Genomic DNA, 22,000 nt, shown 5'->3' on the forward strand with positions numbered 1-22,000 from the left:
CGGTGCCCGGTGCCCGGTGCCCGGTGCCCGCGCGCACGGGTCGATCAGCGGGACGCGTCCCGCGCCCGCCCGCCGTCGCGGGCATCCTCTCCGATGACCAGCGCGGCCGGGTCCCTCAGGCCGAGCGCTCGACGTGCACGGCGACGGTGGCGGCAGCGGGGAAGATCTGCTGGGAGACCAGGGCGCGGCCGCCGTCGAGCTCGAGGTCCACGCAGGAGCGGTCCACGACCAGGTCGAAGGCGACGTCCGCGACGCCCGCCCGAGGGATGTAGGGCAGGGACCGCGAGTGGTCGGCTGCGAAGGGCTCGAGGTGGGCGCGGCCGCGATCGAGGACCACGTGGCCCTCCGGATCCAGGCCCAGCACGAGCTCACGCTGCGCCTGCCCGGCACCGAATCGGAGCACGACCCGTCGTGCGCCCTGCGGGGAGAGGGTTCCGCGCAGACGGAAGGGCTCGTCCGCGTCGAGCTGGAGCGGCTCCCCGTCGGCCGCGGCGTCGCGATCCACGACGTCGAGATCCACGGATCGCAGACCCTCCGGAACGATCACGTGCTGGATCACCTGGAGCGTCCCGTCCGCGTCCGGCTCCACGTGGAGGGTCCGCGGCAGGGTCATCGCCGAGCGCCACGGAGCGGTCGGGGTCTGCTCCGCGTAGGCCCAGTTGTTCATCCACCCCAGCAGCACCGGATCGCCGTCCACACCCGAGAAGGACACCGCCGCATAGCAGTCCTGTCCCAGGTCCAGCGGGACCGGCGAGGTGTCGCTCGCGAAGCGGGTCCCGTCGAAGTCTCCGATCACCGCGTAGGTGCCTGATCCGCCGGCCGGTCCGCCGGGGTTGGTGCTGATCACCAGGACCCATGCCTCCCGCGCCGGGGCCCCGTCGGCGCCCGCGACCTGCACGCGCAGCAGATCCGGGCACTCCCAGATGCCGCCGTCGAGCCCCGGGTGCGTGACGGTGGAGGCGGGCTCCCAGGTCAGCAGATCGGCGGAGGTGTGGAGATGGACGGCATGGTCCAGTGCCTCGACTGTGACCATCACCCAGCGGCCGCTCTCGGGATGGAAGAACACCTTCGGGTCCCGGAAGTTCTCCGAATCCCGCGTGAGCACCGGATTCTCGGCGTAGAAGTCCCAGGTCGTGCCGCCGTCGAGGGAGAAGGCGATCGACTGCGCCTGGATGCCGGGAGTCGTCGCATGCGCCGGCGTGTACGCGCTCGTATAGAAGGCCACGAGCGGGCCGTCCTCGCCCGGCGCCCCCAGGCCGGAGGTGTTCGCGGCGTCGTGGACGATGCTCCCGGAGAAGATCATCTCCGTCTCGGAGCAGGGGAGGGCGACCGGCAGGTGCGTCCAGGTCGCGAGGTCCTCGGAGACCGCGTGGCCCCAGGACATGTTCCCCCAGGTGCTGCCGAAGGGGTTGTTCTGGAAGAACGCATGCCAGGCGCCGTCGTGGCGGATGAGCCCGTTGGGATCGTTCATCCAGGTGGCCTCGGGGGTCAGATGGAACCGCGGGCGATGCTGATCGGTGCGCGGGCGGGACGGGGAGGTGATGGTCATGTTCTCTCTGTCGATGGTCGTGGGGACGGCGGGTGGTGCCGGCCCCAGGGCGGCGCGGGGTGGTGAGCCGACGTCTGATCAGACGTGCTCAGACGAGCTCAGACGTCATCAGGTGTTCGAGGTGAAGCGGTCGTAGGCGGTCTGATAGACCTCGACGACCTCGGGGAGGCCGATGGTCTCCAGCTGGGCGACGTAGCCCTCCCACTCGTCCTCGATGCCTCCCTTCACGATCCAGGTGGCGACCTTCTCGGTGACCAGGGTCTTGATGTCGGCCTCGATGGTGCTGATCCGATTCAGCTCATCCACCGAGAGCATGACCGGAGGGTACTTCTCATTGGCGCGGTGGGGTTCGTAGTGCTCGGCGATCTGGGCCTGGCGCTCGGCGGCCCGGGGCTCCGCGAGCACGACCGTCTCGAAGTCCTTCGCGGTGATGATCTTCGGGCCGCCGGGGGCGACCTTCACCCGACGCTCCTGCTCGGTCTCGCCCTCGCCGACGGGGATCTGCTCGAGCAGCCCGTCGCCGTTGATCTCCTGCGAGATGCCGATCGGGCCCCAGTTGGCCTGGGCGCTCATGACCGGGTCGAAGAGCATGTCCGCCCAGCGCAGGGTGGCGGCGGCGTACTCGTTCGTGCGGCTGATCGCGAAGGCGCCGCGGTTGATCTCCTGGTTGTTGGCGACGCAGGCCCGCTGGACGCCGTCGGGACCCGGGAAGATCGGCACGATCGCGTACTGGTCCGCGCGCTCGGGGCCCACGACCTCCGGGATCTCCCAGAAGTAGAACGACCCCAGGGTCTGCGGATCGGCCTTGCCCTTGGAGACGAACTTGACGTAGTCCTGGGAGAACGACTCCTGGTCGATGAGCCCTTCGCCGTACCAGATGTGGAGCTCGGCGATCGCCTCGCGGAAGCCGTCGGTGTTCGCGGTGTAGACGACCTTGCCGTCCTCGACGACGCGGTGATCGGCGTTGTCCGCCTGCCCGCCGATCGCCGCGATCAGATCTGCGATGTCGCCCGCCTCGAGGAAGGACAGGGGCAGAACGCCGCCGGGCACGTTCTCCTTGAAGGCCAGCAGCACCTGGTGGTACTCCTCGACCGTCGTGGGCATCTCCAGATCGAGCTCCTCGAGCCAGTCCGTGTTGAGGAACAGCATGCGCGGGAACTCGACCAGGCCCATCTCCTCGACGGAGGGCAGCGTGTAGATGTGCCCGTCCGACGCCGTGATCGCGGCCTTGATGTCCGGCCGCTCCGCGAGGATCCCGGCGAGGGTGGGGGCGTGGTCCTCGATCAGGTCCTCGAGGGCGATCAGGGTGCCGTTGGCGCCGTACTTGGCGACCTCGGCATCCGAGAGCCCGGTGTTGAACAGGGCGTCGGGGAGCTCGCCGCTGGCCAGCAGCAGGTTCTTCTTCTCGGCCCAGACCTCGTCGGGCTCGTTGTTCCAGGTGATCTCGATCCCGGAATCGGCCTTCCAGGTCTCGACCAGCTCCATCGTCTCGAAGTCCGGGGCCAGCGCGGACTTCGCGCCGCCGAAGGCGAGGGTCAGCTCCTCGGTCACGATCGGTGTGCCGGCGTCGGTCATGCCGACGTCGGAGGAGAGATCCTCGGTGGTGCGCTCCGAGGGTCGGGAGCAGCCCGAGACCCCGAGCATCGTGACGCCGAGGGCGGCGGCGGACAGGGTGAAATGACGGCGAGAAAGCATAGCGGTACTCCTTCGTAACGGTGATGCGCGGACGGGAACGGGGACGGGGCCGGTGAGGGAATGCAGGTCAGCTCTTCAGGGCGCCGAGGGTCGCGCCCTTGATGAAGTGGCGCTGCAGGAAGGGGAAGGCGATCAGGAGCGGGATCGTGGAGACGACGATCATCGAGTACTTGAGCAGCTCGCCCATCTTCTGGGCGGCGGCCGTGCTGTCCATGGAGGCCATGTCCATTCCGGAGGCCGAGGCCTGGGACTGGATGAGCACGTTCCGCAGGATGAGCTGGAGCGGGTACTTCGATTCGTCGTTGAGGTAGATCATCGCGTCGAAGAACGCATTCCAGTTCGCGACGAGATGGATCATCACCATCAGCACGATGAGCGGTTTGGACAGCGGGATCGCGATCCCGAAGAAGAAGCGGAAGTCGGAGGCGCCGTCGAGCTGGGCGGCCTCCCGCAGCTCGGGGGAGAGATTCTGCTGGAGAAACGTGCGGGCGATGATCAGGTTCCAGACCCCGACGGCGCCGGGCAGCACGACCGCCCACATCGTGTTGAGCATGCCGAGCTCCTTCACCACGAGATAGCGGGCGATCATGCCGCCGTCGAAGAACATCGTGATGACGAACAGGATCATGAAGAGGTTGCGCCCGGGCATGTCCTTCCTGGTCAGGGCGTAGGCGCCGGTGAGGATCATGGTCACGCTGAGGGCGGTGCCCACCACCGTGTACAGCACGGAGTTCGCGAAGCCCCGCACGATCGTCGAGGTCCCGAAGATGGTCAGGTAGCCGTCGAAGGTGATCCCCCGGGGGAAGAGGACGACCTTTCCCTGCTGGACGAGGCTCGGGTCGGAGATCGACGCGATCACGATGAAGTAGAGCGGGTAGACGATCAGGACGATCGCCACGCCGATCAGGCCGTAGGTGACGACGCCGAACAGGGGATCCGCGATGCGGCGATGGAACGGTTCCTGGCGCAGGGAGTTCTTCGCGGGGGACAGGATGCTCAACATGTTCATCACCACAGGCTCGATTGGTTGGCCTTCTTCGCGACCCAGTTGAAGGTCAGGAGAAGCAGGAGGTTGAGGACCGAGTTGAAGAGCCCGATGGCTGCTGAGTAGCTGAACTGGGCGTTCTGCAGGCCGGTCTTGTACACGTAGGTGTTGATGACCTCGGAGGTGGGGAGATTGAGGTCCGTCTGCATCAGATAGACCTTCTCGAACCCGAGGTTGAAGATGTTCCCCACGGCGAGGATGAACAGGATCGTGATGACGGGAAGGATCCCGGGGATGTCGATGTGCCGGATCCTCTGGAAGCGATTCGCCCCGTCCATCCGGGCGGCCTCGTGCAGCGACGGGTCGATGGCCGTCAGCGCTGCGAGGTAGATGATCATCGAGAAGCCGGCGTTCTGCCAGATGTCCGAGCCGATGTAGAGGGGCCGGAACCACTCCGGTGTTCCCATGAAGAAGATCGGCTCGCCGCCCAGCAGGGAGATCGCGTGGTTCACCATGCCGGAGCTGGGGGAGAACAGCAGATGGATCATGCCCACGATGACCACGACGGAGATGAAGGACGGCGCGTAGAGGATCGTCTGAGTCACCCGCTTGAACCGCTCGCTGGGCAGCTGGTTCACGATGAGGGCGAGGATGATCGGGACCGGGAACGCCACCAGCAGGCCGACGGTGTTGATCGTCAGGGTGTTCGCGACGAGTCGCTCGAACTGGAACGAGGTCACGAAGGTGACGAAGTGGTCCAGCCCCACCCAGGGGCTCCAGAAGAAGCCGTCCACGGGGTTGTAGTCACGGAACACGATCTGGGCCCCGTACATCGGCCAGTACTTGAAGACCACGAGGTAGATGAGTGCCGGCGCGAGTAATACGTATAACTGCCATGCGTGAAAAATGCGGGCGAGCAGGCGTTTTCTCGCGCGCGGGCCCGGAGGCCCGGGCGGCGATCCCTGGTGGGCATTGGGATCAGCAGCGGTGTGCGATGCGGTTCCGACGTCGGTGGCGGTGAGCGACTGCGACATCATCGTCCTTTCGGTGGGCCGACGGATCTGCGGTGGATGACGGGGCAGTGGACCAGGTGGACCTCTGCCGGTGCGGCGGCGTCGAGCGCCAGTGCGGCTGCTCGATCACCCATCTCTGTGAAGGGCAGCTGCACGGTCGTCAGCGCGGGCTGGAAGAAGTCGCGCAGCACGTCCTGGTCGTCGAAGCCGACGATGGAGATGTCCCCGGGGACCTCCAGGCCCCTCGCGGAGAGGGCCTGGTAGGCGCCGAGCGCGGTGCGGTCGTTCCCGCAGAAGACCGCCGTCGGGGGAGAGGGGAGATCGAGGAGGTCGCCGATGGCCCGCACCCCGGAGCGGTGTGTGCCGTCCCCTGGGCGGATGAGCTCGGGATCGCGAGAGATGCCGGCCTCCGACAGCGCGCGCTCATAGCCTTCGAGCCGACCGGTGGCTGCGGGGAGCGAGGTGTGGATGTTGATCATTCCGATGCGCGTGTGTCCGGCATCGAGGAGAGCTCGGGTCGCCTCGTACCCGCCGGTGACCTCGTCCGGGATGACGCTGGGGGCTCGACCGTCGACGTCTCGGGCGTTCAGGCAGACGACGCGGGTGTCGAGGGCGGCGGCCGGGACCGTCAGCTCGCGGTGGTACATCGCGGTGTAGATGATCCCGCGGACCCGGTGGGAGAGCATCGTGTCGATCGCCGCGCGCTCGAGACCGTCATCCCCGCCGGTGTCGACGGTCATCAGCGTGTGCTGATCCTGCCAGGCGCGATCCTGGGCGCCCTTGATCATCATCCCGGAGAACGGTGAGGTGGCGACCTCGTCGCCGACCAGGCCGATGATCTCCGTGACGCCCGTCTTCAGGCTCTTGGCCTGCAGGTTGGTGCGATATCCGAGCTCCGCGGCCGCGTCGCGGACGCGCTGGGCCGTGGTCTCGGAGGCTCGACCGGCGGATGAGCCGCTGAGCACGAGGGACACGACCGCCTGCGAGACACCCGCCGCGGCGGCGACATCGTGCATGGTGGGGCGCTGGGCCATGGCCCCTCCTCAGGAATGGGCTCGAGTGCGGACTCGGACGGGGGTTCGGTCGCGGACGGGGGCGGGTGTGAGCTCAGGGCGGGTCATCGCGCGTCCGCTGCACCTGTGCAGCGGCGGCGCCGTGGTCCCCTCGTCACTGCGACCCCACGGACGTTATTCGTATGACGGAGATGATGCACTGCGCACTTCGCACGTGTCAAGAGCGTCCGGGAAACCTGAGGTATCAGCCGTTGCCGTTGCCGCTGCCGCCGCCGTCATCGCCCTCGCGGTGCTCGAGTCGGGCGGTGCGGTCCACCACCATCAGCACGTCGACGGGCCCGCCCTCGGCGCCGAAGGCATGGGGGAGCATCGTGTCGAACTCGGCGCTCTGGTTCGCCTCGATCCGATAGCGTCGATCGCCCAGCAGCAGGGTGAGCGTGCCCGAGAGCACCACGAGCCACTCCTGGCCGGGGTGGGCCCGCGCCCGATCTGGGGCGGGCGGCGGTCCGGTCACGCGGCGGCGCAGAACGGTGGTGCCGGGGGAGCGGCGCACCGACCAGTGCAGGGAGTCCAGGCCGCTGTCCCTCATCGGGTTGGAGACGACCTCGTCCTCCTGCACCTCGACCAGCTCGTCCAGGCTCGTGTCGAGGCCGCGCGCCAGGAGCACCAGCTGATCCAGAGCGAGGCGACGCTGCCCGTTCTCGATCCGCGAGAGGGTCGAGGGGCTGAGGTGGGCGCGCTCCGCGAGGTCGCCGAGCGACAGGCCCTGGGCGAGACGCAGGGCACGCAGGCGGTGGCGCACGAGGCTGTCGACATCCCTGATTCCTTGCGTCATACGCAAAAGACTATGCCTGCGTGGCAACGCTGTCTAGCGTCGAGGTCATGACCTCACAGCTCACTCCTGATTCCGTGTCCCAGCCCGATTCCCGCGGCGATGCCCGCGACGATCCCCATGGCGATGCTCCTGACGATGCCTTCGGAGGCGTCCTCGATGTCGTCGTGATCGGCGGTGGCGCCGCCGGCCTCAACGGCGCGCTCATGCTGGTCCGCTCCCGTCGCTCGGTCGTCGTGATTGACAGCGGCGATCCCCGCAACGCCCCGGCCGAGGGGATCCACGGCCTGCTCGGCAACGAGGGCACCCCGCCCGCCGAGTACCTCGAACGCGGCCGCGAGGAGGTGCGCCGCTACGGCGGCACCATCGTGCCCGGCGCCGTCACCGCTGCGCGGGCTGCCGAACCGTCGGCCGACGGCGACCTGCGCTTCACCGTCGATCTCGCGGACGGCCGCCGGTTCACGGCGCGCCGGCTCCTGGTCGCGACCGGGCTGCGCGACGAGCTGCCCGAGATCCCGGGCCTCGCCCAGCACTGGGGGCACGGGCTCGTCCACTGCCCCTTCTGCCACGGCTACGAGGTGCGCGACGAGGCCATCGGCATCATCGCGACCCGCCCGGCATCCATCCACCAGGCGCTCATGTTCCGCCAGCTCAGCGACGACATCACCGTCTTCGTCCACGGGTTCGAGCCCGACGAGGAGTCACGGGAGCGCTGCGCCGCCCGGGGCATCTCCGTCATCGAGACCGGGGTCGAGGAGATCGTCGCGTCCGACGACGGCGGTGTGGCCGGGGTCCGGCTGATCGGCGGAGAGGTCGTGCCGCGCACCGTGCTCGTCGCCGCGACCGTGATGCACCCGCGGCAGGAGGGCCTGGAAGCTCTGGGGCTCGCTGTCGAGGAGGTGCCCGGCGGGATGGGGGAGAAGATCTCCAGCGGCTTCGCCGGCGCCACCGAGGTGCCGGGAGTCTGGGTGGCGGGCAACGTGACCGATCCCAGTGCCCAGGTGGGACCCTCGGCCGCAGCCGGATCGCTCGCCGGCGGACACATCAACGGCATGCTCGTCATGGCCGACGCCGAGGCGGCCGTGGCAGCGCACCGGGAACGCTCCGTCGCCTGACCGCCTGACCGCCTGACCGCCTGACCGCCTGGCTGCCTGACCGGCTGGCACCAGCTGTCGGGACTCTGGGGAACGACAATCGAGCCGTGCAGTACCTGCATTCAGACCGTGGTCTGAGCAGGTAATGCACGGCTCGATGCGGTCAGCCGCTGCCGACTGGGCAACTGGTGCTGTGGATCGGCAGTAGCCGCTGGCGGTGGTGAGGGGCAGCTGCCGGGTCGGCCGCCGCCGCGAGGTCATCCGCGGAGGGCGGTGCTCTTCGCGCGGCGACGGCGGGCGCGGCCGGAGCGGCCGGCGGAACCTGCCGTGCCGGTGCGGCGACGGGTGGCCAGATGGGCCGCGGAGGACAGATCCACCTCGACGACGGGGTAGACGTTGCCGTCCTCCCAGGTCGTCGAGAGGTCCGTCGGGCGATCGGAATCGGTCAGGTAGCGCACACCGGCGCTCTGGTCACGGAAGACCACGGTGCGGGTGCCGGAGCGCTGCGAGGCGCTCGGCGTCGTCGGCGCTGCCGGGGTGGTCGGACTGTAGGTGGTGCTGAGGGTCGTCATGGTGTTCTCCTTCGGCGCCAGCGGACAGCTGGCGCATGCGACGTCGACCGGAGCCGACGCGATGATGTGGGTGCTGGGTTCTCACCAGCGAGGTGTCGTGTCACCGGGATGCCTGCCCTGGTGGGCAGCGGCCCGGAAGCGCACGTGCGCCAGGCCTGAACTCTGCGGTTCCCCGCAAGGTCGGGCCGAAGGCTGCACGGTCGCGCGGTGTGGAAAGGTCGCGCGCATCGCTTCGGTGGTAGCAGCTGTCGAGCCGGGAGTTACTCGTCCATGAGGCGCTCAGATCGGTGTTCGGTCACCGTGCTTCGCCGCGGACTCCAGCTGTCCACCACCACTACGGTCTCCTACAACGGGACGGTCCGCAAGTTTATTCCCGCCGGATGTGAGCAGAGATCGCCACCGCCCGACGGGGGCGATGGCGAGCAGCGGCCGTGCGGCCGATGAGTGTCGTGCGGCCGATGATCCCGTGCGGCCGATGATCCCGTGCGGCCGATGATCCCCGTGCGACCGAGGAATCCCGCACGGGCGAGGAGGTCAGCGAACGGGGTGCGCACCTCGCTCACGGAGGATCAGCAGGCCCAGAGGGATCAGCACCAGGGCCGCGCCGACGGCGCCGACCAGCAGCGGTCCGCGCGTGCCCAGCCCCGAGGCCAGGCCGGCCCCGGCGATGCCGGTGCCGATCGCCGTGCCCAGGTTGAAGATCGAGGTGGGCATCGCCGTGGCCAGGGTCGAGGACTCTCCGCCGTAACGGTTCGCCAGGCCCACCAGCACCGGATTCGCGGACAGGCCGACGAGTCCGAGCAGCACGAACAGCACGAGCGCCGCAGCCGGCACCGCGGCGAACTGGAGCAGGGCCAGGGCGACCACGAGGGTCGCGATGCTCGTGACCAGCGGGGTGGCCAGGGGATGGGTGTCACCCATCCGGCCGCCGAGTACCGAGCCGATCAGTGCGGCGATGCCGAAGCCCATGAGGGCTGCGGGGACCCAGGCCTGCGGGAGGCCGGCTGCGTCGGTGAGGATCGGGGAGATGAAGCTGTAGATCGACAGCACGCCGCCCGTGACCATCGCGCAGGTGGCGAGCACGAGCCAGAGCCTCCCGGAGCGCAGGGCGGCGAGCTCGGCTCGGATCGACGGGGCGGGCGCGGGCCCGTCGGCCGACGGTGCGGGCGCTGGTTCGTCGGCCGGGGAGGTGCCTGGCACGCTGCGCGCGATCACCACGGAGAGCACCGCGGCCAGCAGCGCGAGCGCCCAGAAGGTGCCCCGCCAGCCGATGACCTGGCCCGCGAAGGCGCCGAGCGGCACGCCGAGGACATTGGCGAGCATGCCCCCGCCCAGCACGATCCCCAGGGCTCGTGAGCTGGCCCGGGGACCGGCGGCGTTCACGGCGGCGACCGAGGCCACGGCCCAGAACGCTCCGGTGGCGATCGCCGTGAGCACGCGGGTGCCCAGCAGCACCGCGTAGTCGGGAGTGAGGGCGCCGATGGCGTGGCCGACGGCGAAGACCAGCAGCGCCGCGGTGAGGGTGACCCGGTGCGGTACACGCAGCGTCGCGAGCGCCATCGTCGGGGCCCCGACGATCATGCCGATCGCGAAGACCGTGATCGCGAGGCCCGCGGCCGCGATGCTCACGGAGAAGTCGGCCGCGACGGCGGGCAGCAGCCCGGCGACCACGAACTCGGTGGTCCCCATGAGGAAGGTGCCTGCGGTGAGCACGTAGGTGACGGCCGGGAGCTTCGCGGGAGCGGGAGCGAGTGCGTGCGGGGACGCGGTGCTGGACGCAGCGTCCGGGGAGGGTGCCGGCGAGGGGGCTGCTGGCGGGATCGTGGCGGTCATGGGCCCTTCTCGGGGTGGGGTGTGGGGTCGAGGTGGTGATGCTGGTCCCCGGCGGGCGGGGTTAGAGGGTCAGCAGCACCTTGGTGGCGCGGCGCTCGTCCATGGCGCGGTAGCCCTCGGCGGCGTCGGCCAGGGGCAGGATCAGGTCGAAGACCTTCCCCGGATCGATCACCCGGTCCCAGATGAGCTGGATCAGCTCGGGCAGGTAGCGGCGCACCGGAGCAGGGCCGCCGTGGAGGTGGACGGCGGAGAAGAACAGCTCGTCACCGGGGATCTGCACGTCGTGCGAGACGCCCACGAAGCCCACGGATCCGCCGGGGCGGGTGGAGCGGATCGCCTGCATCATCGACTCCTGGCTGCCGACGGCCTCGATCGTGGAGTGCGCGCCGAGCCCGTCCGTGAGCTCCTTCAGACGCGCCACGCCCTCGTCGCCCCGTTCCTCGATGATGTCGGTGGCTCCGTACTCGCGGGCCAGCGCCTGCCGGTCGGCGTGGCGGCTGACGACGATGATGCGCTCGGCGCCCATCTGCTGCGCGGCCAGCACGCCCATCAGGCCCACGGCGCCGTCGCCCACCACGGCGACGATCCTCCCGGGACCGGCCTGGGCGGCGTCGGCCGCGAACCAGCCCGTGCCGAGCACGTCGGAGGCGGCGAGCAGCGAGGGGATGAGCGCGGCGTCCGGCTGGCCGGGCGTCGCCACGAGGGTGCCGTCGGCGAAGGGGATCCGGGCCCTCTCGGCCTGGGTGCCGATCGCGCCGTCCACGAACACCGCGTTCACGCAGCGGGACTGGTGGCCCGCGCGGCAGATCTCGCAGGTGCCGCAGGAGATCACGAAGGAGCCGACGACGAAGTCCCCGACCTCCAGGGTCTCGACGGCGGAACCGACCTCGTCGACGACGCCCACGTACTCGTGGCCCATGTGCTGGTGATCGGGCTGGTCGGCGCCGCGGTAGGGCCACAGGTCCGAGCCGCAGATGCAGGTGGCGGTGAGGCGGATGATCGCGTCCGTCGGATCGATGATCCGAGGGTCCTCGCGCTCCTCGACGCGGACGTCGCCGGGGGCATGCATGATGACTGCGCGCATGGGGTGCTCCTTCGTGCTGGGTCGTTCCCGTCCGATCAGGTCCGGTCCGGGGACCGGGATCGCTCGGGTGATGACCCCATTCCACGACCTGCACGCGGCCTGGGGGAGTCCCTGCCGAGGGGTGTACCGGCAGGGGACCTCTCCGGCCGGGCGGCGCGGCTCGCGCGGTCCTAAGGTGGCGGCATGGACAATCGAGCCGAGGTTCGCGAATTCCTCATGTCGCGCCGTGCGAAGGTGACGCCGCAGGCCGCAGGGCTGCCCGCGGGCGGCGGGTCCCGTCGGGTGCCGGGGCTGCGTCGCAGCGAGGCCGCGATGCTCGCCGGGGTGAGCGTCGAGTACTACGCCAAGCTCGAGCGCGGGGCGATCGCCGGGGCGTCGGCCTCCGTGCTGGATGCGGTCGCCACGGCCCTGCAGCTCGACGAGACGGAGCGCATCCACCTGCTGGATCTGGCCCGCGCGGCGGACGGCATCCCGACGTCGGGCCGGCCCCGTCGGCGCAGCGCCGCGACCCCCGCTCCGGTGCGCCCCGCCCTGCAGTGGGCGCTGGACTCCCTGACCGACGGCGTCGCCTTCGTGCGCGATCAGTACCAGAACCTGCTGGCGACCAACGAGCTGGGCCGCGCCTTCTACTCGCCGCTGATCGGTGACGGCACGGCGGGACGGATCCCCAACCTCGCCCGCTTCCAGTTCCTCGATCCGGCCTCGAAGGACTTCTATCCCGAGTGGGAGCGGTTCGCGCAGATGTGCGTGGGGAGCATGCGCGTCGAAGCCGGGAAGGACCCGCACGACACGACGCTCCAGGACCTGGTGGGTGAGCTGTCCACGTGCAGTGACACCTTCCGCCGGCTGTGGGGTGCGCACGACGTGCACACCCACGGGTCCGGGACGAAGCGCTTCGAGCATCCGGTGGTCGGCGAGCTGACCGTCGCCTACGAGGAGCTCGTGCTCACGGCGGAGCCGGGTCGCGCGATGATCGTCTACTCCGCCGAGCCGGGCTCGCAGTCCGAGGAGCGGATGAGGCTGCTCGCGAGCTGGGCGGCGACCCGCCGCGCCGAGCAGCAGCCGGACCGACATGCCGGGCAGCAGCCGGAACGAGATGCCGGGCGGCAGCCGGACCGACATGCCGGGCAGCAGGCCGGATGAGAGCGGGTCAGCTCGCAGGGTCCGCCCAGGGGCGCAGCGGGGAGACGGCGTCGATCCGGTCGCGCCGCCAACCGTCCGGGCCTTGCACCATGTTGGAGGCCAGCGGGATCTGGTGCGAGGCGCTCTCCAGGATGTGCATGAGGTAGCCGGCGGTGTTGGGCAGGGCCACGATGTCTCCTCGGTGGACCCCGTGTGGGAAGCGCAGACGTCGACGCTGGATCAGCTCCGCCTCGATGCAGTAGGCGCCCACCAGGAACGCGTCCACCGGTTCCGATGTGCTCTGCGGCGGCACGGCGCCGGCGCGGACCAGCACCGGGTCCACGAGGAAGTCATCCGAGGTGGATCGGCACTGGGTGCGGTTCATCTCGAGCCCGACCAGCGGGATCCCGTCGCTCGTGGAGGTGCGCTGGACGACTCGGGCCAGGGTCATGCCGCAGCCGTCGAGCATCGAGCGCCCGGGCTCGCAGCGCAGCTCCAGGCCGCGCTCGCGCAGGGCGTCGGCGGCCGTGGTCCCCGGGTCCACCTCGGCGGCGAGGAAGGTGGTCAGCCACTGGCCGCGCACCACGTCCTGGTGATACGGATACACCTGTCGCAGCGGTTCCCCGCGCCAGGTCAGCGAGCTATCCGCTGTGCCGGTCCGGTCCTCGTGCGCGCTCCAGAAGGTGGCCCATTCCTCGGGGTCGTCGAGGTAGGACATGGGGATCCCACCCCCGATGTCGATGAACCGAGGTCGGTGACCGAGCGCACGCAGGGCATCGACCAGGCCGACCGCCTCGGCGAGGGCATGGGCGCGGGCGAGGGGGTCGTAGCCGTGCAGGTGGAAGTGAATGCCGTCGAGGCGCAGAGCGCCCTGGACGGGGTCGCGGGACTGGGCCCACTCGCGCCAGGTGCGCGCGGATTCTCCGAACCGGGTGGGGCCGACGGTCTCGCTCGGCGTGGGCGCGAGCCGCAGGGCGACGGGCCGACGGGTGGGGGCCGGGACGGAGCTGGGCGAGGCGAGCAGGGCGTCGACCGCGGCGGCCTCGTCGAGGTTGTCCAGCACCAGCATCGCCCCGGAGGTCAGTGCCAGGCGCAGCAGCGGGGCCGGTTTGATGGCCGCCGTGACCACGATGTCCTGTGCCGGGACACCGAGTTCGAGGGCCTGCTCCAGTTCGCGCTCGCTGCCCATGTCGAGCCCGAGCCCGGCGTTCTGCGCCGCCGTCATCAGACCGAGGGTCTTGTTCGCCTTGCGCGCCACGAAGATGCGCAGGTCGACGCCCTGTTCTGCGGCGGCGTCCGACAGCTCGGAGGCATTGCGGGGCAGCGCCGAGAAGTCGTGCACGTTCAGCGGGCTGCCGTGATCCTCGAGCAGGTCGCGGCAGGCGACGGGATCGGCGAGGAGCTCGCGCATCCACGGCTCCAGGCGCGCGGTCAGCGGAGGCAGGCCCTGGCAGCCGGACCGGAGATCCGCATCGTCGGGAACGTCGGGGACGTCGGGTCGTTGCAGGCTGGGACGGCGCGGGCTGGGACGGCGTGCGCCGAGAAGTCGAGCGCCGAGGCGGCGAGCCCAGAGCCCCGGCTCGGCATGCAGATGGCGGTTGAGGGTGTCGTGGCCGATCACGTGGTCCTCCGTCGGCCGGCCCAGGAGCGCCAGTCCCTCGACGCGACTCCCGTCGGGCGCGATCGCGGTGGCGTCGGGGTCGATGACCGCGCCGCGACGGCCGGGACGCACCGACACCAGGCCCGTCTCCAGCAGGTGTCGCGCCAGCGGATCGGAGACGCCGACCAGGCCAGGAGGGGGCTGGACCGCGTCGACCACGACATCGGCCGAGGCAGAGCCGGCGGGCAGGCCCTGGATCCCCTGCGCGGTGATCGTGGTGCCGGCGTCGACCCAGGACAGGTCCACCGCGCCGGAGTCGACCATCGCGAGCAGCTCGCGCGCGGTGTCCAGGGGCGGCCCGAAGGCGAAGCGGTCCAGCACCAGCTCGGCCTCCCGGAACCGGGACCAGGCCGTCTCGTCGACCGTGCAGTCTCGCAGCGCCGCGGTGATCTGGGGATACATCAGCACCCAGGCGCGGCCGAGGGCCCAGCTGGGCCCTGGCTTCCGGCTGCCCTCGGCGACGGCCACGCTGCGACGCAGCGCCTCCGCGGCGCGTCCTGGCCCGGAGGGCAGCTCGGGATCGGAGCCCTCGCCGAGCGTGCGGCGCACGGCGAGGGCTGGCGCCGAGCCGGTGTCGACATCGACATCGACATCGGAATCGACATCGTCGAGCAACCGAGCGGCGACGCCCAGCACGATCTCGAGCACCTGATCCGGGGTCAGGGAGCCGGAGAGGGAGGTCTCGTACGCCAGCTGGCGTCGGCCCTCCTCGATCGCCGCCTCAGCAGCGTCGGGCAGGGCGGTTCCCGGATCGGGCTTCGCCTCCAGGAGCAGGCCGTGGCGGGTGGTGGGGAGGATCGCAGACGGCTCCTCGGGACTGCGCTCGTGGAGCAGCCGCCCGGATCCGGCGGAATCGGGGTGGAAGCGGGCGCCGCGGCCGACGGTGAGCGTGAGGGCAGCATCGATGAAGGTCAGGGCCCCACCCCGCACAGCCACCCGGGACCCGGGTGGCACGTGAGCCGCCGCGAGCATGGTCCCGACCGGCAGGACGGCGGGGCGCAGCGGCAGCCCAGCAGACCACCGGCCTGAGGCCCGCGCGGTCGCCAGGGAGCTGTCGTGCCCCGCCGCGTGGCCGGTCGCCACGAGCACCTCGTCGGCGGGAATCTCGCCAGCCGGAGCTGCGGGGGTCTCAGCTGCGTCGGCCGGCGCGAGCGGCGCCGAGCCCTCCCCTCGCGAGACCAGCCATCCGTCGGCGTCCCGATGGACGGCGACGGCGCGGTCGCGGAGCAGGCGGACAGTCCCGAACGGGGCGAGGGACTCCAGCATCCGCTGCCAGCGCTCGGTCAGATAGCGGCCGACGACGGCGCGCGGCGGGTACGGCTCCTCGGCCAGCTCCGGATGCTCCCGCGCCGCCCAGTCCGGGAAGGATGCGAAGGCGCCGGCAGCCGGGGCATCGAGGATCCCGGAGCCGACGTTCAGCCGCAGCTCGGGAGGCTGGGAGAGGTCGTAGGCGGCTCCGGTGCCGGGATGCTCGCCGGGGTCGAGGACAGTGATCTCCAGGAGCTCTCGCGGGGAGCCGGCCCCAGGGCGCCCGACGGGTTCCGGGTGACCGACCAGCAGCGCGGCGAGCTCCTCGAGGGCGAACAGGGCCTTGGGGCCGGCCCCGATCACGACCAGGCGCAGGGGCGCTCCGGGGGCGCGCTCAGCCACGCGCGGCAGTGGCCAGCAGGGACGAGGTCGCTGCGGCCAGGGCGTCGGCATCGGCGTCGAGGGTCTGCTGGACCCAGGCATCGTCGTAGACGGTCTCGAGATAGGGCACTCCGCCATCGTGCACGATGAATGCGAGCCGTGTGCCGGGTTCCAGTCGGGGGACGAGCGTGCCCAGCGCGTGGACGATCCCGCCCGTGGAGGCACCGGCGAGGATCCCTTCGCGGCGGGCGAGCAGTCGCGCGCCGACCACGCAGTCCGCACCGCTCACGCGCACCACCTGGTCCGGCTCGACGGTGCGGGAGATGTCGGTGACCACGCCCGCCCCGAGGCCCGGCAGGGGGCGCGGGGCGGCGGTGCCGCCGAACAGGACGCTGCCCACGGCGTCGACCGCGATCGTGCGGGTCGCCATGCCGGAGTCGTGGATGTAGGCGGTGCAGCCGGCGATGGTGCCGGTGGTGCTCACGGCGGCCATCAGCGCGTCGAGCCGGTGGTCGGTGGCCTCGGCGATCTCGCGCATGGTGCCTGCTGCGTGGGCGCCGGGGTTCGCCGGGTTGCCGTACTGGAACAGGTTCACCGCGCCGGGGATCTGCTCCAGGAGCTGCTCGACCCGGCGGAACCGGGCCGTGAGCAGGTCGCCGGTCTCGGGATCCGGTTCGGAGACCAGGGAGATCTCCCCGCCGAGTGCGCGGATGGTGGCCACGGTGGTGGTGTTGGTACGGGAGTCGACCACGCACACGAAGCGCACGCCGTGCGCGGTGCACACGCGCGCCAGGGCCACTCCGAGGTTGCCGGAGCTGGATTCGACGACCGTGCCGCCGGCGGAGAGGCGGCCGCTCGCGATCGCGTCGCGCACCATCGCGAGCGCCGGGCGGTCCTTGGTGCTGCCGCCGGGATTCACGGATTCCAGCTTGGCGAGGATCTCGACGCCCGAGTCGGGGAACAGGTGGTCGAGACGGATCAGCGGGGTGCGGCCCACGGCGGCGGAGACGCCGACGGTGATGCCGGGGGCGACAGCGCCGGGCGTGCCGAGGCCGGGATCCTGGGCGGACTGCGCGAGGTGTGTGGTCACGTTCGTCAAAATACGGCACTGCGGGGCCCGTGCCGAGGGTCGTTCCGACCTTCCCCGGTACCACCGCGCGTGGTGGTCGAAGGGCCAGGGGCGTGCTAGCAGGAAATCGTCGCAGGCGGGATGGGCGCGCGCAGGATGCCGGTGCGTCGGAGACCCGTGCGACCAGGCCCGTATCGGTACCGAACGGTCGGGTCCGTACCCGGGATCGGAGGGTGCGAGTACCGTCGGCCGGGACAGCACCGGCGACGCGGGAGGACCCCTCATGACCGACGACACCCTGGCCCTGGAGGACGTGGTGGACACGCTCCGCGACGCCGACCTCGTCATGCTCACCACGGCGCTCCCGGGCGGCAAGCTCCTGTCTCACCCCCTGTCCATCCAGGGCGTGACCGACGACGCGGACGTCTGGTTCTTCGTCGGACTGCGCGGCGGCCAGGCCGAGGCGCTGCGCAGCGGACCGCAGGTGAACCTCTCGATCTCGCAGGCAGGGTCGTGGCTGTCGGTCGCGGGACATGCCGAGTTCGTCGAGGACCGCTCTCTGGTGGAACAGCTGTGGACCAAGCGGGCGGCCGCCTACTTCCCCGACGGTCCGGACGACCCGGACCTGGGGCTGCTGCGGGTCAGCGGCGAATCCGCGCAGTTCTGGGGCCTGCCCGGGGGCAAGGCCGCTGGGCTCGCGCAGATCCTCAAGGCGAAGGTGGTCGGGGAGCGCCCACCCGGTGGCACCGCCACCACCGAGCTCTGAGCGCGGACGCCGCGGGTCACCCGGGGTCAGCGGAGTGCGTCGCGCCGGGTCTTCAGCCAGCCGTCGAGGATGTCCCACACCGGGATGCCCACGAGCATGAACCACGTCAGGATTCCGAGGACCCGCATCGAGTCCGGCTCGACGCCGTTGTCGATGAACACCGTCTGGAGGAAGTCGGGGTTCAGCAGGAGTCCGTTGCCCAGCAACGTGAGCACCAGAGTCATGGCCAGCACTGCGAGCACGGTGTTGAGCACGGCGAGACGTACGCTCCAGCGACCGTTCGCAAAGAGCATGACGGCCAGGACCGCCTCGAGGGCGATCAGGGCGAGCAGGCCGGCCATCGCCCAGGGCCACAGTCCTGGATGCAGGATCGGCAGCGAGACCCCGTCGACCCGGAAGAACCCGAGGAAGTGGTCCCACAGGAGGGCACCCGCACCGGCTGCGGCGAGTATCAGTGAAGCGATGAGGTCCGCCCGTCCGGTCCCCGTCGACGTCGGCTCGCGCAGCTGGTCCACCGTCCACCCGGGGCCGGTGTCCGCGCCCGTGCGCTCGAGGAGGACGAACACCAGCGTCACCCAGAAGAACAGATGCATCGTGGCGGTGACCCCGACGCCGACCGCCTGCCCGATGACGGCGCCGACAGAGGCGCCGGCGATCACCTGCGCGAGGGCGACTCCGACGACGGCGCACGCTGGCACGATCATCAGCAGGATCTTCAGCAGCTGCTTCCACGCGAGGTAATAGCGGGGGCCCAGCAGGTGCAGCGGACGGTCGGCATAGCCGGCCGCGAGGGCGGCCGGATCGCCCAGCTCGGTGAGCACGGCGCGCTCGGCGTCGCCAGGATCCTCGCCCTGATCCAGGCGGGCGTCGACGGCGTCCGCGATGGAGCCCTCGAGCTCCGCGCGCACATCCTCCTGGGCGGTCGGAGGGAGCGAAGCGACGGTGGCGCCGATATAGCGCTCGGTGAGTGAGGTGGTCATGTCAGATCTCCTCCGGGGTGCCCGGGTCGTCGGTGAGGGAGGAGATCGACCGTGTGAGGTCGAGCCAGTCCCTGCTGAGGGTGTCGGCCAGGCTCGTACCCGCGGCCGAGGTGACGTAGAACTTGCGGGGCCTGGAGTCCTCGGTGTTCCACTCGCTGGTCAGGAATCCCTGCTTCTCGAGCCGACGCAGCAGGGGGTAGAGCGTGTTCGCGTCCGTGAGGAAGCCGTGCGCCGCGAGCTGCTCGAGCAGGTTGTAGCCGTAGCCGGGGGTGCGCAACAACTGCAGGCATGCGAGCACGACGGTGCCGCGTCTCAGCTCCTGCAGGTGGGTGTCGAAGTGCTCGCTCATGTTCCACACCATAGTGTGTGACACACAGTGTTGTCTATGGTGCGGTCGTGCGCGCTGCGTTCAGTCGGGCCTGCGCGCGCTGAAGCGCTGCTGCAGCTGCGGGGAGTGGCCGGGGGCGACACCGTTCGCGCGATCCAGCTCGAGCACCTCGGTCAGGGGATCGGCGCGCACGTCCACGAAGCCGGCCGCCTCCCACTCGGCGATGATCTGCTCGGTGCCGGCGCGTCCGAAGGTCAGACGCTCGAAGGCCTCCGCGTCGTACGCCGACGCGAAGTGGTCCTGCCGCTCGGTTCCGCGCGGCAGCGCGCCCTCGCCCCGGAACCAGGGGGCGTCGACCGCCACCAGCACGCCACCGGGGCACAGCAGCTCGAACCAGCGGGCCAGCGCGGTCGAGGCGTCGCGCAGAGTCCACAGCAGATACCGCGAGATGATCGCGTCGAAGGAGCCCGGGGCGAAAGGCGGATCCACGGCATCCCCGACCAGGAACGTCGGCGGATCCGGGTGGTCCGCGCATTTGGTGTGCGCCTGCTCGAGCATGCCCGTGGCCAGGTCGATCCCGGTCACCGTGTGGCCCGAGCCCGCGAGCAGCAGGGCCATATTCCCGCTGCCGGTTCCTGCATCGAGGATCGTGGACGTCCCCGTCGGGAGCACCTCGGTCCAGACCCGGGACCAGGTCTCACGTTCCTCGGGGTGGGCGAGGCGGCACAGCTGGTGCTCGTCGTACTCGGCCGCGTATCGGGTCCAGTAGTCGTTCCAGCGGGCCTGGGCGGGGTCGGCGGTGGGCGTCAACGTCGGGCTCCTCGGGGGTGGAGGCGGTGGGGAAGAGGGGGCTGGCGGGTGCGCCGGGTGCGCCGGGTGCGCCGGGTGCGGCAGGTGCGGCCGACGGGCCGGGTGCGGCAGGGCCGGGCGGGGACCCCTGCCCGCGGAACAGGAACTGCGCGGTGCCGTCGTCGGCCGTGGCCCGTTCGGCGGCGACGCCGTAGGTGGCGCTGACCAGGGAGGCGGGCAGTGCCTCGCCGGGCGGGCCCGCGGAGTGCACGAGGCCGTCGGCCAGCACGATGACCCGATCGCAGTAGCGGGCGGCGAGGTTCAGGTCGTGCAGCACCACGATGGTCGCCACGCCCTTGGTGCGCACGATCTGCAGCACGTGGTGCTGGGAGCCGATGTCGAGATGGTTGGTGGGTTCGTCCATGAGCAGCAGATGCGGTCGTTGGGCGAGCGCCCGCGCGATCAGCACCCGCTGCTTCTCCCCACCGGAAAGAAGCCCGAACTCCCGCCGGGCCAGGTGCAGGGCGCCGGAGTCCTCGAGCGCCCGGGTCGCGATCTCCAGGTCCGCATCGGACGTCGAGCCGAAGGTGCTGGAGTGAGGGATGCGGCCCAGCAGCACCACGTCCGCCACGGTCAGAGACACCTCGCCCGTGATCTCCTGCGCCATCACGGCGATGCGCCGGGCCCGCTCGCGCCCGGAATAGCTGCCCAGCTCGCGGCCCTCGAGCAGCACCTGCCCGGCGTCGGGCACGAGCTCGCGGTGCAGGAGGCGCAGGGCGGTGGTCTTGCCGCTGCCGTTGGGGCCCACGAGGCCCACGATCTCCCCGGCCGACACGGACAGGTCCACCCCGCGCAGCACGGGCTCGGTCCCGAAGGCGTGCGTGAGGCCGCGGGCCTCGAGGACGGGTGCGGCGGGCGAGGAGCCGGGGTCGGGACTCATCCCTCGATCTCGAGCAGCCACTCGTGGATCCTCTCCAGCCCCTCCACGACCAGCGGGGACGCGGGCTCGGCGAAGTTGAACAGCAGCGGCAGCACGGCCTCGTCCTGCACCGCGCGCAGTCCGGTCAGCTGGTCCTGGGTGGTCATCTCCGCGGTGACGTCGCTGCCGTCGCCCTCTCCCTGGTAGAGCACGATCAGCACGTCGGGGTCGGCCGCCAGCAGCGGCTCCGAGCTGATCTCGAACACCCGCTCGGCGGTGTCGGCGAAGACGTTCTCGATGCCCAGCGCATCGAGCTGCGCGGTGACCATGGACCCCGCCCCGTAGGTGTACAGCGGGCCGCCGCCGAGCGAGGGGTAGAGCACCGCGGCCGTCGTCGTGCGGAGGGCCTCGGCGGATTCGGAGACCGCCGTGACCCGGTCCGTCAGCGCAGCCGTGAGGTCCTCCGCCTCCTGCGCGTGGTCGAAGATGCGGCCGTAGGTGGCGATCGTGGAGTACAGGGTCTCGAAGCTCGCCCGCTCGTCGTCCGTGCCGCAGTAGATGTCCTGGACCACCACCTGCGCGCCGGCGTCGGCCATCGCCTCGCGGGTCACGCCGTCGGGCAGGCCGAACACGATGTCCGGCGTCTGGGCGATCACCATCTCCTGGGAGATCTGCAGGTGGCCCGAGGCGTCGATGTCGTCCGAGAGCGTCGGGATCTCCTCGACCCGGGCGTCGAGCTCCTCGTCGTAGTACCCCGGGGGGAACACCCCGGCCCGGGCGACGACCCGGTCCAGCACCCCGATCCCGTCCAGCGTGGTCACGGGCGCGGATTCCAGCAGCACGATCCGCTGCGGCGGGGCGTCGAAGGTCAGCGTGGCCTCGCAGTTGGCGAGCTCGAGCGGGAAGCCGGCGGCTCCCTCTGAGCCGGACGTCGAGCCGCCGGCGGTCCCCGAGCTGCAGGCCGTCGCGCTGATCCCGAGGATTCCGGCGAGCCCTGCGAGCGCCGAGCGGCGGCTGAGGGTGCCGGCGGACGGACGGCGGGCGGCGGACAGATCCATGGGGACCTCT

At 70.8% G+C, this 22,000-nt stretch carries 19 protein-coding genes; 3 read left to right on the top strand and 16 right to left on the bottom strand.

All coding sequences use genetic code 11. From position 1 onward, the window contains the following. Positions 1–115: 115 nt before the first annotated feature. The 6 genes from ABD093_RS11895 to ABD093_RS11920 all read right to left on the bottom strand — a co-directional run bounded on the left by ABD093_RS11895 (position 116) and on the right by ABD093_RS11920 (position 7,090). A complete protein-coding gene (locus ABD093_RS11895; RefSeq protein WP_343924663.1) occupies positions 116–1,549 on the bottom strand; it encodes a glycoside hydrolase family 32 protein in 1,434 nt (477 codons plus the stop codon). A 108-nt stretch (positions 1,550–1,657) separates the two neighbouring features. Next, the gene (locus ABD093_RS11900) at positions 1,658–3,244 is read right to left on the bottom strand and encodes an extracellular solute-binding protein (protein ID WP_343924665.1); all 1,587 of its coding nucleotides are present in this window, start codon (positions 3,242–3,244) and stop codon (positions 1,658–1,660) included. Between the two features lie 67 nt (positions 3,245–3,311). Continuing rightward, on the bottom strand, positions 3,312–4,253 hold the full coding sequence (locus ABD093_RS11905) for a carbohydrate ABC transporter permease (RefSeq protein WP_343924667.1): 942 nt from the start codon (positions 4,251–4,253) through the stop codon (positions 3,312–3,314). Further along, positions 4,253–5,266: an ABC transporter permease gene (locus ABD093_RS11910; RefSeq protein WP_343924669.1), complete on the bottom strand. Its 1,014-nt coding sequence runs from the start codon at positions 5,264–5,266 to the stop codon at positions 4,253–4,255. The genes ABD093_RS11905 and ABD093_RS11910 overlap by 1 nt, the downstream gene beginning before the upstream one ends. Then, complete coding sequence (locus ABD093_RS11915; protein WP_343924671.1) at positions 5,263–6,276, bottom strand: LacI family DNA-binding transcriptional regulator; 1,014 nt, start codon at positions 6,274–6,276, stop codon at positions 5,263–5,265. The genes ABD093_RS11910 and ABD093_RS11915 overlap by 4 nt, the downstream gene beginning before the upstream one ends. A gap of 223 nt (positions 6,277–6,499) precedes the next feature. After that, positions 6,500–7,090 carry a helix-turn-helix domain-containing protein gene (locus ABD093_RS11920; RefSeq protein ID WP_343924673.1) on the bottom strand — a complete coding sequence of 197 codons (591 nt, stop codon included), beginning with the start codon at positions 7,088–7,090 and terminating at the stop codon, positions 6,500–6,502. A 47-nt stretch (positions 7,091–7,137) separates the two neighbouring features. On the opposite strand from ABD093_RS11920, the gene ABD093_RS11925 reads away from it, so the two are divergent. Beyond that, positions 7,138–8,202, top strand: coding sequence for an NAD(P)/FAD-dependent oxidoreductase (locus tag ABD093_RS11925; protein ID WP_343924675.1), 1,065 nt, complete (start codon positions 7,138–7,140; stop codon positions 8,200–8,202). Between the two features lie 236 nt (positions 8,203–8,438). Here ABD093_RS11925 and ABD093_RS11930 read toward each other — a convergent pair whose 3' ends face one another. From ABD093_RS11930 to ABD093_RS11940, 3 genes are all read right to left on the bottom strand, one after another. Then, positions 8,439–8,753 (bottom strand): hypothetical protein, encoded by a 315-nt coding sequence (locus tag ABD093_RS11930; RefSeq protein ID WP_343924677.1) that lies wholly within the window; start codon positions 8,751–8,753, stop codon positions 8,439–8,441. A 534-nt stretch (positions 8,754–9,287) separates the two neighbouring features. Beyond that, positions 9,288–10,586 carry an MFS transporter gene (locus ABD093_RS11935; protein ID WP_343924679.1) on the bottom strand — a complete coding sequence of 433 codons (1,299 nt, stop codon included), beginning with the start codon at positions 10,584–10,586 and terminating at the stop codon, positions 9,288–9,290. A 61-nt stretch (positions 10,587–10,647) separates the two neighbouring features. Next, positions 10,648–11,670 (bottom strand): zinc-dependent alcohol dehydrogenase family protein, encoded by a 1,023-nt coding sequence (locus ABD093_RS11940; RefSeq protein ID WP_193116637.1) that lies wholly within the window; start codon positions 11,668–11,670, stop codon positions 10,648–10,650. 183 nt (positions 11,671–11,853) lie between these two features. Here ABD093_RS11940 and ABD093_RS11945 point away from each other — a divergent pair, with 183 nt between their 5' ends. Continuing rightward, complete coding sequence (locus ABD093_RS11945; RefSeq protein WP_193116638.1) at positions 11,854–12,813, top strand: helix-turn-helix domain-containing protein; 960 nt, start codon at positions 11,854–11,856, stop codon at positions 12,811–12,813. A gap of 7 nt (positions 12,814–12,820) precedes the next feature. Here ABD093_RS11945 and ABD093_RS11950 read toward each other — a convergent pair whose 3' ends face one another. Next, positions 12,821–16,102 (bottom strand): FAD/NAD(P)-binding protein, encoded by a 3,282-nt coding sequence (locus ABD093_RS11950; RefSeq protein WP_343924682.1) that lies wholly within the window; start codon positions 16,100–16,102, stop codon positions 12,821–12,823. Then, positions 16,095–17,171, bottom strand: a complete 1,077-nt coding sequence (sbnA, locus tag ABD093_RS11955; protein ID WP_319021517.1) for a 2,3-diaminopropionate biosynthesis protein SbnA — start codon at positions 17,169–17,171, stop codon at positions 16,095–16,097. Before sbnA ends, ABD093_RS11950 begins: the two co-directional genes overlap by 8 nt. A 262-nt stretch (positions 17,172–17,433) precedes the next feature. Here sbnA and ABD093_RS11960 point away from each other — a divergent pair, with 262 nt between their 5' ends. Next, positions 17,434–17,916, top strand: a complete 483-nt coding sequence (locus tag ABD093_RS11960; protein WP_193116640.1) for a pyridoxamine 5'-phosphate oxidase family protein — start codon at positions 17,434–17,436, stop codon at positions 17,914–17,916. Between the two features lie 26 nt (positions 17,917–17,942). On the opposite strand, the gene ABD093_RS11965 is transcribed toward ABD093_RS11960, so the two are convergent. From ABD093_RS11965 to ABD093_RS11985, 5 genes are read right to left on the bottom strand one after another with little or no spacing between them, the layout of a single operon-like run. After that, entirely contained in the window at positions 17,943–18,896 is a 954-nt protein-coding gene (locus tag ABD093_RS11965) for a permease prefix domain 1-containing protein (protein WP_343924685.1), read from the bottom strand. Between the two features lies 1 nt (position 18,897). Then, positions 18,898–19,245, bottom strand: coding sequence for a PadR family transcriptional regulator (locus ABD093_RS11970; protein ID WP_343924687.1), 348 nt, complete (start codon positions 19,243–19,245; stop codon positions 18,898–18,900). A 60-nt stretch (positions 19,246–19,305) separates the two neighbouring features. Continuing rightward, positions 19,306–20,034, bottom strand: a complete 729-nt coding sequence (locus ABD093_RS11975) for a class I SAM-dependent methyltransferase (protein WP_343924689.1) — start codon at positions 20,032–20,034, stop codon at positions 19,306–19,308. Further along, positions 19,922–20,953: an ABC transporter ATP-binding protein gene (locus ABD093_RS11980; protein ID WP_343924691.1), complete on the bottom strand. Its 1,032-nt coding sequence runs from the start codon at positions 20,951–20,953 to the stop codon at positions 19,922–19,924. Before ABD093_RS11980 ends, ABD093_RS11975 begins: the two co-directional genes overlap by 113 nt. Beyond that, positions 20,950–21,990 carry an ABC transporter substrate-binding protein gene (locus tag ABD093_RS11985; protein ID WP_343924693.1) on the bottom strand — a complete coding sequence of 347 codons (1,041 nt, stop codon included), beginning with the start codon at positions 21,988–21,990 and terminating at the stop codon, positions 20,950–20,952. Before ABD093_RS11985 ends, ABD093_RS11980 begins: the two co-directional genes overlap by 4 nt. Positions 21,991–22,000: the final 10 nt, after the last annotated feature.

It is taken from the genome of Brachybacterium tyrofermentans, from assembly GCF_039526165.1.
GTDB lineage: Bacteria > Actinomycetota > Actinomycetes > Actinomycetales > Dermabacteraceae > Brachybacterium > Brachybacterium tyrofermentans.